The 14,530-nt window shown below is 71.6% G+C and carries 12 protein-coding genes; 7 read left to right on the plus strand and 5 right to left on the minus strand.

Annotation, left to right across the window (positions count from 1 at the left end):
* The first annotated feature begins 69 nt into the window (after positions 1 to 69).
* From D6270_RS15165 to D6270_RS15190, 6 genes are all read left to right on the plus strand, one after another.
* Complete coding sequence (locus D6270_RS15165) at positions 70 to 2,646, plus strand: SulP family inorganic anion transporter (RefSeq protein ID WP_109164913.1); 2,577 nt, start codon at positions 70 to 72, stop codon at positions 2,644 to 2,646.
* Positions 2,647 to 2,919: 273 nt separating this feature from the next.
* A complete protein-coding gene (gene acs, locus D6270_RS15170; protein WP_109164912.1) occupies positions 2,920 to 4,917 on the plus strand; it encodes an acetate--CoA ligase in 1,998 nt (665 codons plus the stop codon).
* A 231-nt stretch (positions 4,918 to 5,148) separates the two neighbouring features.
* Positions 5,149 to 6,549, plus strand: coding sequence for a Na+/H+ antiporter NhaA (gene nhaA / locus D6270_RS15175; protein WP_109164911.1), 1,401 nt, complete (start codon positions 5,149 to 5,151; stop codon positions 6,547 to 6,549).
* Positions 6,550 to 6,589: 40 nt separating this feature from the next.
* Complete coding sequence (locus D6270_RS15180; protein WP_109164910.1) at positions 6,590 to 7,123, plus strand: phage holin family protein; 534 nt, start codon at positions 6,590 to 6,592, stop codon at positions 7,121 to 7,123.
* Positions 7,120 to 8,133, plus strand: a complete 1,014-nt coding sequence (locus D6270_RS15185) for an alpha/beta fold hydrolase (RefSeq protein WP_109164909.1) — start codon at positions 7,120 to 7,122, stop codon at positions 8,131 to 8,133. Before D6270_RS15180 ends, D6270_RS15185 begins: the two co-directional genes overlap by 4 nt.
* Positions 8,134 to 8,248: 115 nt before the next feature.
* Complete coding sequence (locus D6270_RS15190; protein ID WP_109164908.1) at positions 8,249 to 8,452, plus strand: hypothetical protein; 204 nt, start codon at positions 8,249 to 8,251, stop codon at positions 8,450 to 8,452.
* A gap of 109 nt (positions 8,453 to 8,561) precedes the next feature.
* On the opposite strand, the gene D6270_RS15195 is transcribed toward D6270_RS15190, so the two are convergent.
* The 3 genes from D6270_RS15195 to nth all read right to left on the minus strand — a co-directional run bounded on the left by D6270_RS15195 (position 8,562) and on the right by nth (position 11,621).
* Complete coding sequence (locus tag D6270_RS15195; protein ID WP_109167429.1) at positions 8,562 to 9,767, minus strand: MarP family serine protease; 1,206 nt, start codon at positions 9,765 to 9,767, stop codon at positions 8,562 to 8,564.
* Positions 9,768 to 9,858: 91 nt separating this feature from the next.
* Positions 9,859 to 10,686, minus strand: a complete 828-nt coding sequence (locus tag D6270_RS15200; protein ID WP_109164907.1) for an NUDIX hydrolase — start codon at positions 10,684 to 10,686, stop codon at positions 9,859 to 9,861.
* A 101-nt stretch (positions 10,687 to 10,787) separates the two neighbouring features.
* Positions 10,788 to 11,621 carry an endonuclease III gene (gene nth / locus D6270_RS15205; RefSeq protein WP_382774997.1) on the minus strand — a complete coding sequence of 278 codons (834 nt, stop codon included), beginning with the start codon at positions 11,619 to 11,621 and terminating at the stop codon, positions 10,788 to 10,790.
* 348 nt (positions 11,622 to 11,969) lie between these two features.
* Here nth and D6270_RS15210 point away from each other — a divergent pair, with 348 nt between their 5' ends.
* Positions 11,970 to 12,644 (plus strand): Crp/Fnr family transcriptional regulator, encoded by a 675-nt coding sequence (locus D6270_RS15210; RefSeq protein ID WP_003967450.1) that lies wholly within the window; start codon positions 11,970 to 11,972, stop codon positions 12,642 to 12,644.
* Between the two features lie 91 nt (positions 12,645 to 12,735).
* Here D6270_RS15210 and D6270_RS15215 read toward each other — a convergent pair whose 3' ends face one another.
* Together D6270_RS15215 and D6270_RS15220 are read right to left on the minus strand one after the other, a co-directional pair.
* A complete protein-coding gene (locus tag D6270_RS15215; protein ID WP_109164906.1) occupies positions 12,736 to 13,566 on the minus strand; it encodes an MBL fold metallo-hydrolase in 831 nt (276 codons plus the stop codon).
* Positions 13,563 to 14,477 (minus strand): NUDIX hydrolase, encoded by a 915-nt coding sequence (locus D6270_RS15220; protein ID WP_109164905.1) that lies wholly within the window; start codon positions 14,475 to 14,477, stop codon positions 13,563 to 13,565. Before D6270_RS15220 ends, D6270_RS15215 begins: the two co-directional genes overlap by 4 nt.
* Positions 14,478 to 14,530 lie beyond the last annotated feature (53 nt).

Genomic DNA, 14,530 nt, shown 5'->3' on the forward strand with positions numbered 1-14,530 from the left:
GCATGCCGTGACTCACGGCCGCGTCCCTTACGTCCTCGCGACCGCGCTGCCTCCGGAGGAGACGGGAACATGTCCACCTGCGCCCCCACTCGTCATGACCCCACGCGCCACCCTCCGCGCGCCCGCCGCGCACCGGGGGCGAAGAGTCCTCACGGCCCGCCGCCGACGGGTGGCCGCCGCCTGCGGATCGCGGGCGCGGATGTGTCGGCCTCGATCACCGTCTTCCTGATCGCCGTCCCGATGTCGCTGGGCCTGGCCCTCGCCGTGGGCGCCCCGCTGGAGGCCGGATTGGTGGCCGCGGCCGTCGGCGGCATCGTCGCCGGGCTGTTCGGCGGGACACCTCTCCAGGTCAGCGGCCCTTCCGCCGGGCTGACCGTCGTCACCGCCGAGCTGATCCAGGTCTACGGATGGCGCACCACCTGCGCCATCACCGTCGGCGCCGGACTGCTCCAGATCCTCCTCGGCACCGTGAGAGCCGCGCGCAACGCGCTCGCCATCAGCCCGGCGATCGTGCACGGGACGCTCGCCGGCATCGGTGTGGCCATCGCGCTCGCCCAGCTCCACATCATGCTGGGCGGGTCGCCCCAGAGCTCCGCCGTCGCCAACGCCCTTGCTCTGCCGCGTCAGTTGGCCGGGGTCGGTGCCGCAGCCCCGCTGATCGGGGTGCTGACCATCGCCGTGCTGCTGCTGTGGCCCCGGCTGCCGGGTCGGGTCGGCCGGACGGTGGGGAGGGCCCCGGCCGCGCTCGCCTCGGTGGTGATCGCGACCGCGGTGGCGGCCGTGGCGACGCCGGGGCTCGCCCGGGTCGACCTGCCGTCCTGGCGGTCGCACGCTCTGCCGGAGCTGCCCCACGGGCCCGTTCTCGCCCTGGCCACCGCGGTGTTCACCGTGATGCTGGTGGCCGGCCTGGAATCGCTGCTCGCCGCGGTGGCTGTGGACAGGCTGGCCGCCGACCGCGCCGGAGCCCCGGAGCCCCTCCCCTCGCCCGTGAACGGGTCCGCACCCATGGGCGACGAGCCCCACCCTGCGAGCGCGTCCCGCAAGCCCAAGCCCGCGCCCGACACGCCCTCCCCCGCCGCACCCGCAGCGCCCGACTCCCTCGCCACAGTCCGGCCCCAGCGGTCCGACCTGGACCGTGAGTTGCGCGGTCAGGGCGTCGCCAACGCGGTGACCGGGCTGCTGGGCGGGCTCCCGGTGGCCGGGGGCGTGGTGCGGGGGTCGGCCAATGTGCGGGCCGGGGCGACCGGTCGCGCCTCCACCGTGCTGCACGGCGTGTGGGTGCTCATCGCGGCGGCTCTCCCGGTCACGGTCTTCGAGTGGATCCCGCTGGCCGCGCTCGCCGCCCTGGTGATGGTGGTCGGGATCCAGATGGTGAGCTTCGCGCACATCCGTAACGTCCATAAGCACCGTGAGTTCCCTGTCTACGCGGCCACGGTCGCCGGTGTCGTCGCCTTCGGCGCGCTGGCCGGCGTCGCGTTCGGGGTGGCCGTGGCCGTGATCGTCTCGCTGCACCGGCTGGGCCGCACGAAGATCACCGTGACCGAGCAGGACGGGCGCCATGTGATCACCGTCCACGGCCAGTTGACCTTCCTGGCCGTCCCCCGGCTCACCCGGACCCTGGGGCAGCTGCCGCCGGGTGTCGACGCGACCGTCGAGGTGGACGGCTTCTTCATGGACCATGCCGCCTATGAGGCGATCCGGTCCTGGCGCGGCACCCAGCTCGCCATGGGCGGCCGGATCGTCTTCACCGGCCGGTCCGGCAGCCGCATCGCCGAGCCCGCCGCCGCGGCCCACTCCTGCTGCCGCCCCTGGACCCCGTGGCGCAACCACCACTGCCACGACCGCCCCGCGGACAAGGCCGGTGCCACCACCGACCCGCTCACCAGGGGCGATCCCGGCGCCTCCCCCGCCCCAGGCGCCGGCCGGAAGGGCGGCGCCCATCGGCTGCTGAGCGGCCTGAGTTCGTTCCAGCGGAACACCGCGCCCCTGGTCCGCGACGAGCTGGCCCGGCTCGCCTCCGAGGGCCAGGCCCCGTCCCAGCTCTTCATCACCTGCGCCGACTCCCGCCTGGTCACCAGCATGATCACCTCCAGCGGGCCGGGCGACCTCTTCACCGTGCGCAACGTCGGCAACCTGGTGCCCCCGCCCGCCACCGTGTCGGGCGGGAGCGGCGACGACTCGGTGGCCGCGGCGATCGAGTACGCGGTGGAGGTGCTGCGCGTCGAGTCCATCACCGTCTGCGGGCACTCCGGCTGCGGTGCCATGCAGGCGCTGCTCAAGGGCGAGCCGGAGGCCGGTCCCCAGAAGCCGCGGACCCCCTTGTGGCGCTGGCTGCGCCACGGCCTGCCGAGCCTGGAGCGGATGGCATCGCGCCGCCACTCCTGGGCACGGATCTCGGGCCGGCTGCCCGCCGACGAGGTGGAGCAACTCTGTCTCACCAATGTGGTGCAGCAGTTGGAGCACCTGCGGGCGCACGAGGCGGTGGCCCGGCGGCTCGACGAGGGGACGCTCCAGCTGCACGGCATGTACTTCCACGTCGGCGAGGCGCAGGCGTATCTGCTCACCGAGGAGTCCAGCTCCGGGACGGGTCCCGAGGAGGTCTTCGACCGGGTCGGCACAGGAGAACGGGAGCGCACCGGCGTCTGAGACAGGAGCAGCGGGACAACGGCAGCCGCACCGGGGCAGCTGAACCGGACAGCCCCCGGGTCCGTGAGACCTGATGACCCCACTCCACGCCGTACGGCAGGAAAGCGGCACAGAGCGCCAGAACCGGCAGGGCGACTTTGCGCCATACGTCGTGAAGACGCGTCGTAAAGCTGTCCTGACCAGCGGAGCGGGATCATGCTTCCATACACGAAGACACAGGTCTAAACCAATTCCCGGCAGACACTTGTCACCCGGCCTCGCGCCTGATGAGCTATGCCCCGGGACACAACGGACACCCTGGGACTGGGAGAAGTCGTGAGCAACGAGAGCCTGGCCAACCTGCTTCGGGAAGAGCGGAAGTTCGCTCCGCCTGCCGAGCTGGCCGCCAACGCCAACGTCACCGCAGAGGCGTACGAGCAGGCCGAAGCGGACCGGCTGGGCTTCTGGGCCGAGCAGGCCCGCCGCCTGACGTGGGACACCGAGCCGACCGAGACCCTCGACTGGAGCAACCCGCCCTTCGCGAAGTGGTTCGCGGACGGCAAGCTGAACGTCGCGTACAACTGCGTCGACCGGCACGTCGAGGCGGGCAACGGCGACCGGGTCGCCATCCACTTCGAGGGCGAGCCCGGCGACAGCCGCGCCATCACCTACGCGGAGCTGAAGGAAGAGGTCTCCCGCGCCGCCAACGCGCTGACCGAGCTGGGCGTGAGCAAGGGCGACCGGGTCGCCGTCTACCTGCCGATGATCCCCGAGGCCGCCGTCGCGATGCTGGCCTGCGCCCGCATCGGCGCCACGCACTCGGTGGTCTTCGGCGGCTTCTCCGCCGACGCCATCGCCACCCGTATCCAGGACGCGGACGCCAAGGTCGTCATCACCGCCGACGGCGGCTACCGCCGGGGTAAGCCCTCCGCGCTCAAGCCCGCGGTCGACGACGCCGTCTCCCGTATCGACAGCGTCGAGCACGTCCTCGTGGTCCGCCGCACCGGTCAGGACACCGCGTGGACCGAGGGCCGCGACGTCTGGTGGCACGAGATCACCGCCCGTCAGTCCGCCGAGCACACCCCCGAGGCCTTCGAGGCGGAGCAGCCGCTCTTCATCCTCTACACCTCGGGCACCACGGGTAAGCCGAAGGGCATCCTGCACACCTCGGGCGGCTACCTCACCCAGGCGGCGTACACGCACCACGCGGTCTTCGACCTCAAGCCGGAGACCGACGTCTACTGGTGCACCGCCGACGTCGGCTGGGTGACCGGCCACTCGTACATCGTCTACGGGCCGCTGGCCAACGGCGCCACCCAGGTCATGTACGAGGGCACGCCCGACACCCCGCACCAGGGCCGTTTCTGGGAGATCGTGCAGAAGTACGGCGTCACGATCCTCTACACCGCGCCGACCGCGATCCGTACGTTCATGAAGTGGGGTGACGACATCCCCGCCAAGTTCGACCTGAGCAGCCTCCGGGTCCTCGGTTCGGTCGGTGAGCCGATCAACCCCGAGGCGTGGATGTGGTACCGGAAGAACATCGGCGCCGACAAGTGCCCGATCGTGGACACCTGGTGGCAGACCGAGACCGGCGCGATGATGATCTCGCCGCTGCCGGGCGTCACCGAGACCAAGCCGGGATCGGCCCAGCGCGCTCTGCCGGGCATCGCCGCCACCGTCGTCGACGACGAGGCGAACGAGGTGCCGAACGGCGGGGGCGGATACCTGGTCCTCACTGAGCCGTGGCCCTCCATGCTCCGTACCATCTGGGGCGACGACCAGCGGTTCCTCGACACCTACTGGTCGCGCTTCGAGGGCAAGTACTTCGCGGGCGACGGCGCCAAGAAGGACGAGGACGGCGACGTCTGGCTGCTCGGCCGGGTCGACGACGTCATGCTCGTGTCGGGCCACAACATCTCGACCACCGAGGTCGAGTCCGCCCTCGTCTCCCACCCGTCGGTCGCCGAGGCGGCCGTGGTCGGGGCGAACGACGAGACGACCGGCCAGGCCATCGTCGCGTTCGTGATCCTGCGGGGCACGGCGACCACCTCCGACGAGCTGGTCGCGGAGCTGCGCAACCACGTCGGCACGACACTCGGCCCGATCGCCAAGCCCAAGCGCGTCCTGCCGGTCGCCGAGCTCCCCAAGACCCGGTCGGGCAAGATCATGCGCCGCCTGCTGCGCGATGTCGCCGAGAACCGCGAGCTGGGTGACGTCACCACGCTCACCGACTCCTCGGTGATGGACCTGATCACCACCCAGCTGCCGTCCTCGTCCTCCGAGGACTGAGCAGCCTTCTGAAAATCTGAGAAAGATCTTCTTGTACGGCTCCGATGGGCATCCGGCACCGCGCCGGATGCCCATCGCTGCTCCCGTACAGTGAAGGACGTGCCGCCCGCGATGTCGTAGCGGCACGACACCGCCGTCGTGGCGGAAAATCTTCACAGGGGCGCCGGGAAGTCTGGTCGGCACGATCATCAGCCATGGCATCATGCCGTTCCCCACCAGGAGGTTCCCCTCGTGGCACCGCCCACCCCTGCCCCGCCCCGCCGCACCCTGCTCGGCAGGCTGCCCCTCCCCGAGCGCGCCTATCTGGCCGACGCGCTCCGCACCGAGACCGTCGGCGGCCTGATCCTGCTGGCCGCCGCCGTCACCGCCCTGATCTGGGCGAACACCTTCGGCGGCTCGTACGCGGACGTCAGCGGCTTCCACTTCGGACCCGCCTCGCTCGGCCTGGACCTCTCCGTGGCGCACTGGGCGGCGGACGGGCTCCTCGCGGTCTTCTTCTTCGTCGTGGGCGCCGAGCTCAAGCGGGAACTGGTCGCGGGCCAGCTCCGCGATCCCCGGGCGGCCGCCCTCCCGATCGTGGCGGCCCTGTGCGGCATGGCGGTGCCCGCGCTGGTCTACACGGTCACCAACGTCGTGGGCGGCGGTTCCCTGGCCGGCTGGGCCGTGCCCACGGCCACCGACATCGCCTTCGCGCTCGCCGTCCTCGCGGTGATCGGCACCTCGCTGCCCGCCGCCCTGCGGGCCTTCCTGCTCACGCTCGCCGTCGTCGACGACCTCTTCGCCATCCTGATCATCGCGGTGTTCTTCACCGACGACCTCGACTTCCTGGCGCTCGGCGGGGCCGTCCTGGGCCTGGCGCTCTTCCATCTGCTCCTGCGCTTCGGCGTCCGGGGCTGGTACGTCTACGTACCGCTCGCCCTGGTCATCTGGGGCCTGATGTACAACAGCGGCGTCCACGCGACCATCGCCGGTGTCGCCATGGGGCTGATGCTGCGCTGCACCCGACGCGAGGGCGAGGCGCACTCCCCCGGCGAGCACATCGAACACCTGGTCCGCCCGCTCTCCGCGGGCGTCGCCGTTCCGCTGTTCGCGCTCTTCGCCGCCGGGGTCTCCCTCGACGGCGAGGCGCTGGCGGGCGTCTTCACCCGGCCCGAGACGCTCGGCGTGGTCCTCGGGCTCGTCGTCGGCAAGACCGTGGGCATCTTCGGCGGCACCTACCTCGCCGCCCGCTTCACCCAGGCGGAGCTGAACAAGGACCTGGCCTGGGCGGATGTCTTCGCGGTCGCCTCGCTGGCCGGGATCGGGTTCACCGTCTCGCTGCTCATCGGCGAGCTCTCCTTCACCGGCGACGCGGACACGGTCAACGAGATCAAGGCCGCCGTACTGCTCGGATCGCTGATCGCCGCCGTACTCTCCGGTGTACTGCTCAGGCTCCGGGTGCGCAGACACCGCGCGCTGTACGAGGCCGAGGAGCGGGACGAGGACGCATCCGGGGTGCCCGACGTCTATGAACAGGACGATCCGGGGTACCACCTGCGGATGGCCGCGATCCACGAGGAGAAGGCGGCCGAACACCGCCGTCGCGCCGAACAGGCGGGGGCAACGCGCAACGAGCCGGACAGTCCGGCATGATCTGACATCAGGTGTGTCGAAGACGGAGAGGGAGTCAGGGATGAGCGACCCCGGCAACTACGTGGGCAGCGCGGACCGCAGCATCGGGCAGCTGGTCGCCTCGGCCACGGCCGAGATGTCCGCGCTGGTGCACGACGAGATCGCCCTGGCGAAGGCGGAGGTGCGCCAGGACGTCAAGCGCGGGGTGATCGGCAGTGTCGCGTTCATCGTGGCGGGCGTGCTGCTCCTGTTCACGATGCCGATGCTGAGCTTCGCCGCCGCGTACGGCATCCACAATCTGGGCCTCGGCCTGGCCTGGTCGTTCCTGATCGTCGCCGGTGGATTCGTCCTTCTGGCGGCACTGCTCGGGCTGGTCGGCTGGCTGAAGTTCAAGAAGGTCAAGCCGCCGGAGAAGTCGATCGCCTCCGCCAAGCAGACCGCCGCCGTCCTGCAGAAGGCGAAGCCGCACCCGCGCCCGGCGATCGAGGCCGACGCGATCCTCAAGCGCTCCGGCTCCAGCCTCGCGGCGGGTACGGGCGTCGAGAGCCTCCCCGGTAAGGACAAGGCCGCCGCTGTGGCACGCTCGTCCACATGACGGTTCCCGATTCCAGCGCACTCGGCCCGGCGGGGTCGGCGAACCCCCCGGGTTCGGCCGGCCCGGCGGGCCCATCGACGAGCCCGGCCGGCTCCGGAGGCCCCGTACGACTCGACGGCCCCTGGACCCACCGCGACGTGGCGGCCAACGGGGCGCGCTTCCACATCGCCGAGATGGGCGAGGGGCCGCTGGTCCTGCTGCTGCACGGGTTCCCGCAGTTCTGGTGGACCTGGCGCCACCAGCTGCCCGCGCTCGCCGAGGCGGGCTTCCGGGCCGTCGCGATGGACCTGCGCGGGGTGGGCGGCAGCGACCGTACGCCGCGCGGTTACGACCCCGCCAACCTCGCCCTCGACGTCACCGGGGTGATCCGCTCCCTCGGTGAGCCGGACGCGGCACTGGTCGGCCACGACCTGGGCGGCTATCTCGCCTGGACGGCCGCCGTGATGCGGCCCAAGCTGGTGCGCAGGCTCGCCGTCTCGTCCATGCCGCACCCGCGCCGCTGGCGCTCCTCGATGCTGTCCGACTTCGCGCAGTCGCGGGCGGGGTCGTACATCTGGGGCTTCCAGCGCCCCTGGCTGCCGGAGCGTCAGCTCGTCGCGGACGACGCCGCCCTGGTGGGCCGGCTGGTCCAGGAGTGGGCCGGGCCGCGCACGCCGGACTTCCCCGACGAGGAGACCCTGGCCGTCTACCGGCAGGCCATGAGCATCCCCTCCACGGCGCACTGTTCCATCGAGCCGTACCGCTGGATGGTCCGGTCGATGGCGCGTCCGGACGGGGTCCAGTTCAACCGGCGGATGAAGCGGCCCGTGCGCGTGCCCACCCTGCACCTGCACGGATCACTCGATCCGGCGGTCCGCACCCGGAGTTCGGCGGGGTCCGGCCAGTATGTCGAGGCGCCCTACCGGTGGCGACTTTTCGACGGTGTCGGCCACTTCCCCCACGAGGAGGACCCGATCGCCTTCTCCACCGAACTCATCAACTGGCTCAAGGATCCTGAGCCCGACCGGTAGCCGCGCACCCGCCCGGGGCACACCTGTCCGATGAACAGCCACTTGCCTGCCGCATAAGCCAATTGGCTGACTCGCGCACGATTACCGACCTTGGGTCACGGGCAGAGGTCGGGGTATGGGCTGGACGCACGACTTCACTGACGAAGCACGCAACCGCCGCTCCACCGCGACAGCAGGTGCGAGCACTCATGAGGGGGGCGGCCCCCTGGGCCGGGTGCACGATGTGCAGGACCTTCATCATCACCGGCTCGGGATCTCGCGCATCCTCCGCCGCCGGGCCCGCTGGGTCTCGGCGCGGCTGCGCCATCCCCGTAGCTGATCTCTCCTGACAACCCCTCCCCCCCCGCCGATCCGCACAGGTGCTGACCGGCGGGGGTTTTCAGGGCTCCAGCCGCTTCGGGGCCATCTGACTCAGGGCTCTGCCCGCCTCAGAGCGCGCAACCCTGGCTGTCGACCTGCTGGTTGGCCGTGCGGCCGATCTCGATGTCCTCGCGGATCTCATCGGCCGTCAGCGCGTAGCCGGTGTCCGGGTCGTCGAGCGACTTGGCGAACACCACTCCGTACACCTTTCCGTCCGGAGTGAGCAGCGGGCCGCCCGAGTTGCCCTGGCGCACGGTCGCGTAGAGGGAGTAGACGTCGCGCAGGACGGTGCCCCGCTGGTAGATGTCGGGGCCGTTGGCGTCGATACGGGCGCGGACGCGGGCGGAGCGTACGTCGTAGGCGCCGTTCTCCGGGAAGCCCGCGACGATCGCGCTGTCGCCGCTCCGCGCGTCGTCGTCCGTGCCGGTGAACTCCAGGGGCTTGGCCCTGAGGTCGGGGACGTCCAGGACCGCGATGTCGCGCTGCCAGTCGTAGAGGACCACCTTCGCGTCGTACAGCCGTCCTTCGCCGCCGATCTGGACGGTCGGCTCGTCGACGCCGCCGACGACATGGGCGTTGGTCATCACCCGGCGGTCGGAGAAGACGAAGCCGGTGCCTTCGAGAACCTTGCCGCAGCTCGGGGCCGTACCGACGACCTTGACGATGGACTTCTTGGCGCGGGCGGCGACCGGGCTGCCCACCAGCGCCGGGTCCGGGGGCTTGACCTCGGTGATCGGCTCGTTGGCGAAGGGGCTGAAGACCTGCGGGAAGCCGTTCTGCGCGAGGACGGAGGAGAAGTCCCGGAACCACGGCGGGGCCTGTTGGGGCATCACCCGGGAGATCCCGAGGAGGACCGAGGAGTTGCGGACCTCCTTGCCGAGGGTCGGCAGCGAGGTGCGGGCCAGCGGCAGGGCGATCAGCCAGGCGACCAGCAGCATGGCCACCACGTTGACGAGGGCGCCGCCGGTGGCGTCCAGCGCGCGGGCGGGCGACCACGTGATGTACCTGCGGAGCTTGTTGCCGAGGTGGGTGGTGAAGGCCTGGCCGATCGAGGCGCAGATGATCACGATGACCACCGCGCCGATGGCGGTCGCGGTGGAGACCTCCGCACCCTCGGTCACCCGGTCCCAGATGATCGGCAGCAGGTAGACGGCGATCAGACCGCCTCCGAGGAAGCCGGTCACCGACAGGATGCCGACGACGAAACCCTGTCGATAGCCGATGACCGCGAACCATACGGCGGCGAGCAGCAGCAGGATGTCCAGCACGTTCACCGTCAATAGCCTCGCAGTTTCGTCACCTGGCCCGTCGGGGGTGACGGGGTCCGGGCCCGGCCCGGTACAGCGCAGCAGGACAGCCAGCGTGTCATGTGCGCCAGTCGAGCGGCACCTGTCTGGCCCGGTCCCACGGGCGTTCCCAGCCCGCGTAGTGCAGGATCCGGTCGATCACACCGGCCGTGAACCCCCAGACCAGGGCCGATTCGACCAGGAATGCCGGGCCGCTGTGGCCGCTCGGGTGGACGGCCGTGGCGCGGTTGGCCGGGTCCGTGAGATCCGCTACGGGAACGGTGAAGACCCGGGCCGTCTCGCCCGGATCGACCACCCCGACCGGGCTGGGGGCCCGCCACCAGCCGAGGACGGGCGTCACGACGAAGCTGCTGACGGGGATGTAGAGCCGGGGCAGCACGCCGAAGAGCTGGACGCCCCGGGGGTCGAGACCGGTCTCCTCCTCGGCTTCGCGCAGCGCGGCCCGCAACGGCCCGGTGGTGGCCTGGTCGCCGTCGTCGGGGTCGAGGGAGCCCCCGGGGAAGGACGGCTGGCCGGGGTGCGAGCGCAGGGTGCCGGCGCGCTCCATCAGCAGCAGCTCGGGGCCGCGCGCCCCTTCGCCGAAGAGGATCAGGACGGCGGACTGTCTGCCCGCCCCGCTCTCGGGCGGCAGGAAGCGGCTGAGCTGCTGCGGGCGGACGCTGCGGGCGGCCTGGGCCACGGGGTCCAGCCAGGCGGGCAGGCCCGTGGTGGTCACGTCGACGGCCGCACGGGTGTCTGCTGCGGGAGTGCCCGCCGCACGGCTGCCCGGTGCCTGGGCGTCTACCGCACGGGTGCCCGGCGCGGGGCCGTCCGTCGCGCGATCCGGCCCGTGGGTGCCGGCCGCATGGGTGTCCGTCGCGTGTGTGTCTGTATGCGTGTGCGTCATCGGCACCCCCCTCGTCGCCCTGGTTTCACAACGTCTGTCGTCGGCCATTTCGTTCCGAGCCATTTCGTGGTTCGTCGGGAGGTGCTCGGTGCGGCGCCCCCTCATGCGGCTCCCAGTGCGGGAGCGGGCTTGCCCGGGAAGTCGGCGGGCGGGCTGAGCCGCTGGCCCGGGTGGCCGCCCATCTCGTACTTCAGCAGCTTCCTGGCCTTCTCCGGATCGGTCTCCCCTTCACCGTACGAAGGGCAGAGCGGGGCGATGGGGCAGGCGCCGCAGGCCGGTTTCCGGGAGTGGCAGATGCGGCGGCCGTGGAAGATCACCCGGTGCGAGAGCATCGTCCACTCGCTCTTGGGGAAGATGTCGGCGATCACCGCCTCGACCTTCACCGGGTCCTCCTCGTCCGTCCACTTCCAGCGCCGGACCAGACGGCCGAAGTGCGTGTCCACGGTGATGCCGGGGACCCCGAAGGCGTTTCCCAGCACCACGTTGGCGGTCTTGCGGCCGACGCCGGGCAGCTTGACCAGGTCCTCCAGGCGGCCCGGGACCTCGCCGCCGAAGTCGTCCCGCAGGGCGGCGGAGAGGCCCAGGAGCGACTTGGTCTTGGCCCGGAAGAAGCCGGTCGGCCGGATCAGCTCCTCCATCTCCTCCGGAACGGCCGCCGCCATGTCCTCGGGCGTCGGGTAGGCGGCGAAGAGCGCGGGGGTGGTCTGGTTGACCCTCAGGTCGGTGGTCTGGGCGGAGAGGACCGTGGCGACGAGCAGCTCGAAGGGGTTACGGAAGTCCAGCTCGGGATGGGCATACGGATAGACCTCGGCGAGCTCCCGGTTGATCCGGCGGGCGCGGCGGACCAGCGCGAGGTGCGACTCGGCCTTGGGGATCTTCGGCGCCTTGGTCGCTTTGGGCGCCTTGGGTGCCGTTCCGGTCTTCGACGATGTCACTGCGAGCCTCCTGGCCGTCTCACGGACCGCTTTGCCGGTCCCTCCAGGGAGCCATTTGCGGCACTCTCCGGGCGAACCGGGGAGTGTTCGCCGACAGCGGAAACACGCTGCTCCGACACCCCATCAGCCCCCTCCGCCCGTGTGCTCCCCGGCATTCTGGACACCCGGCCAGCCTAGAGCCAGCCACTGACAACCGCCCCGGTCACCGCATATCCACCCCCGATCGGCCCCCTGCCGTAGGGACCGGCACGCCCGTGCGTCAAACTGGTTTGTGATTGATCGCACTGTTTTACCGTCCGGCATGATGGGGACCACGGTTCCCTGAACAGGCCGACAAGGAGAGAACTCGTGGACGACGTTCTGCGGCGCGCCCCGCTTTTCGCGGCGCTCGATGATGAGCAGGCCGCGGAGCTCCGCGCCTCGATGAGTGAGGTGACCCTCGCGCGCGGCGACGCGCTCTTCCACGAGGGCGACCAGGGTGACCGCCTTTACGTGGTCACCGAGGGCAAGGTGAAGCTCCACCGCACCTCGCCCGACGGGCGCGAGAACATGCTGGCCGTGCTCGGCCCCGGCGAGCTGATCGGTGAGCTCTCGCTCTTCGACCCCGGCCCGCGTACGGCGACCGCCTCCGCGCTGACCGAGGTCAAGCTGCTCGGCCTCGGCCACGGCGACCTGCAGCCCTGGCTCAACGCCCGGCCCGAGGTCGCCACCGCGCTGCTGCGCGCGGTCGCCCGGCGGCTGCGCAAGACCAACGACCAGATGTCCGACCTGGTCTTCTCCGATGTGCCGGGCCGGGTCGCCCGCGCCCTCCTGGATCTGTCGCGCCGCTTCGGCGTCCAGTCGGAGGAGGGCATCCACGTCGTGCACGACCTCACCCAGGAGGAGCTGGCCCAGCTGGTCGGCGCCTCCCGCGAGACGGTCAACAAGGCCCTCGCGGACTTCGCGGGCCGCGGCTGGCTGCGGCTGGAGGCCCGCGCGGTCATCCTGCTGGACGTGGAGCGCCTCGCGAAGCGCTCGCGCTGACCCTTCCCGTGATGTGACCTGCTGGACGAAGGGCCCCGCGCCGACCGGATGCGCTCCGGCGGGCGCGGGGCCCTTTGTGTTCACGCGGGCGCTAGATGAGCCCGTGTTCCGCGAGGTACTCCAGCTGTGCCCGTACCGACAGCTCGGCGGCCGGCCACAGGGAGCGGTCCACGTCGGCGTAGACCCGGGCCACCACGTCCGACGGCGTACGGTGACCCGCCTCGACCGCCGTCTCGACCTGGGCCAGCCGGTGCGCGCGGTGGGCCAGATAGAACTCCACGGCCCCCTGGGCGTCCTCCAGGACCGGCCCGTGGCCCGGCAGCACCGTGTGCACGCCGTCGTCGACCGTGAGCGAGCGCAGCCGCCTGAGCGAGTCCAGGTAGTCGCCGAGCCGCCCGTCCGGGTGCGCGACCACGGTCGTACCGCGGCCCAGGATCGTGTCGCCGGTCAGCACCGCCCGGTCGGCGGGCAGATGGAACGAGAGCGAGTCGGCGGTGTGGCCCGGCGTCGGGACCACCAGCAGCTCCAGGCCGCCGGTGGTGATCGCATCGCCCGCGCCGAGGCCCTCGTCCCCCAGCCGTAGCGCCGGATCCAGGGCCCGTACCTTCGTCCGCGTCAGCTCGGCGAACCGTCCGGCGCCCTCCGCGTGATCAGGATGCCCGTGTGTCAGCAAAGTAAGGGCGACGCGACGCCCCGACCGCTCCACCGCGTCGATCACGGCCCTCAGGTGTCCGTCGTCGAGGGGCCCCGGGTCGATGACGACCGCGAGATCGGAGCCGGGCTCGCCGACGATCCAGGTGTTCGTGCCGTCGAGTGTCATCGCGGACGGGTTCGGCGCGAGGACGTTGACCGTACGGGCGGTCGCGGGCCCGGAGGCCACGATCCCGCGCGGCTGTCCCGGCAGGGCGGCTGCGTCGCTCACACCGCACCTCCGCCCTCGCCCGCCGGGGAGCCCTCGCCCGCCGTCGGTACGTGCTTGGTGAACTCGTCGTGCCCCGGCCAGCTCAGCACCAGCTCATCCCCCTCCAGACGGGCCTGCGCGAGTACGGGAGTCAGGTCCTGGACGTCCGCCGCCCCCAGCGCCTCGGCGGCCGTCCTGAACGGCGTCAGGGCCCGCAGCGTCGACACGGTGGGCGGCATCATCAGCAGCTCGCCCAGGTCGTAGCGGCGGGCCGCCTCCGCCGGGGCGATCCACACCGTACGGTCCGCCTCCGTGGAGACGGCCCGGGTGCGTTGCCCTTGAGGGAGTGCGGCGACGAAGAACCAGGTGTCGTACCGCCTCGGTTCGAACTCCGGGGTGATCCAGCGCGCCCAGGCGCCCAGCAGGTCCGAGCGGAGCAGCAGCCCACGCCGGTCAAGGAACTCCGCGAAGGACAGGTCGCGGGCGACCAGTGCCTCCCGGTCGGCCTCCCACCCGGCCCCGGTCGTATCGCTGACCACGGTGCCGGCGGTCTCCCCGGCGAGCAGGACGCCCGACTCCTCGAAGGTCTCGCGCACCGCCGCACAGACGACGGCCTGCGCCTCGGTGACGCTCGCCACCCCGAGCCGGGCGGCCCAGTGCTCCAGGGAGGGCCCGGCCCACCCGATCAGCCGGTCGTCGTCGCGCGGATCGACTCCGCCACCCGGATAGGCGTACGCGCCTCCGGCGAATGCCATGGACGTCCGCCGGCGCAGCATGTGCACCACGGGACCGGGCGTCGGGGCCTCGGGCCCCGGATCGCGGAGCAGCATCACGGTGGCCGCCCGGCGGGGTGTCACGGCCGTCAGCTCACCGGCGGCGAGCGCCCGGATCCGGTCGGGCCATTCCGGGGGGTACCACTGACCTTGGGACATGGCCGGAGGCTATCCGGAACCGCGCCGATGTTCGAGAGGCTCCGTGATCACCA

It is taken from the genome of Streptomyces griseus subsp. griseus (genome assembly GCF_003610995.1).
In the GTDB taxonomy this organism is placed as follows: domain Bacteria; phylum Actinomycetota; class Actinomycetes; order Streptomycetales; family Streptomycetaceae; genus Streptomyces.

What these genes read in the sequence shown, in the direction of transcription:
- D6270_RS15220 (WP_109164905.1), bottom strand. Translation starts at nt 14,477, where the DNA reads ATGTCCCAAGGTCAGTGGTACCCCCCGGAATGGCCCGACCGGATCCGG.
- D6270_RS15165 (WP_109164913.1), top strand. Translation starts at nt 70, where the DNA reads ATGTCCACCTGCGCCCCCACTCGTCATGACCCCACGCGCCACCCTCCG.
- D6270_RS15200 (WP_109164907.1), bottom strand. Translation starts at nt 10,686, where the DNA reads ATGACGCACACGCATACAGACACACACGCGACGGACACCCATGCGGCC.
- D6270_RS15180 (WP_109164910.1), top strand. Translation starts at nt 6,590, where the DNA reads ATGAGCGACCCCGGCAACTACGTGGGCAGCGCGGACCGCAGCATCGGG.
- acs (WP_109164912.1), top strand. Translation starts at nt 2,920, where the DNA reads ATGCCCCGGGACACAACGGACACCCTGGGACTGGGAGAAGTCGTGAGC.
- D6270_RS15190 (WP_109164908.1), top strand. Translation starts at nt 8,249, where the DNA reads ATGGGCTGGACGCACGACTTCACTGACGAAGCACGCAACCGCCGCTCC.
- D6270_RS15185 (WP_109164909.1), top strand. Translation starts at nt 7,120, where the DNA reads ATGACGGTTCCCGATTCCAGCGCACTCGGCCCGGCGGGGTCGGCGAAC.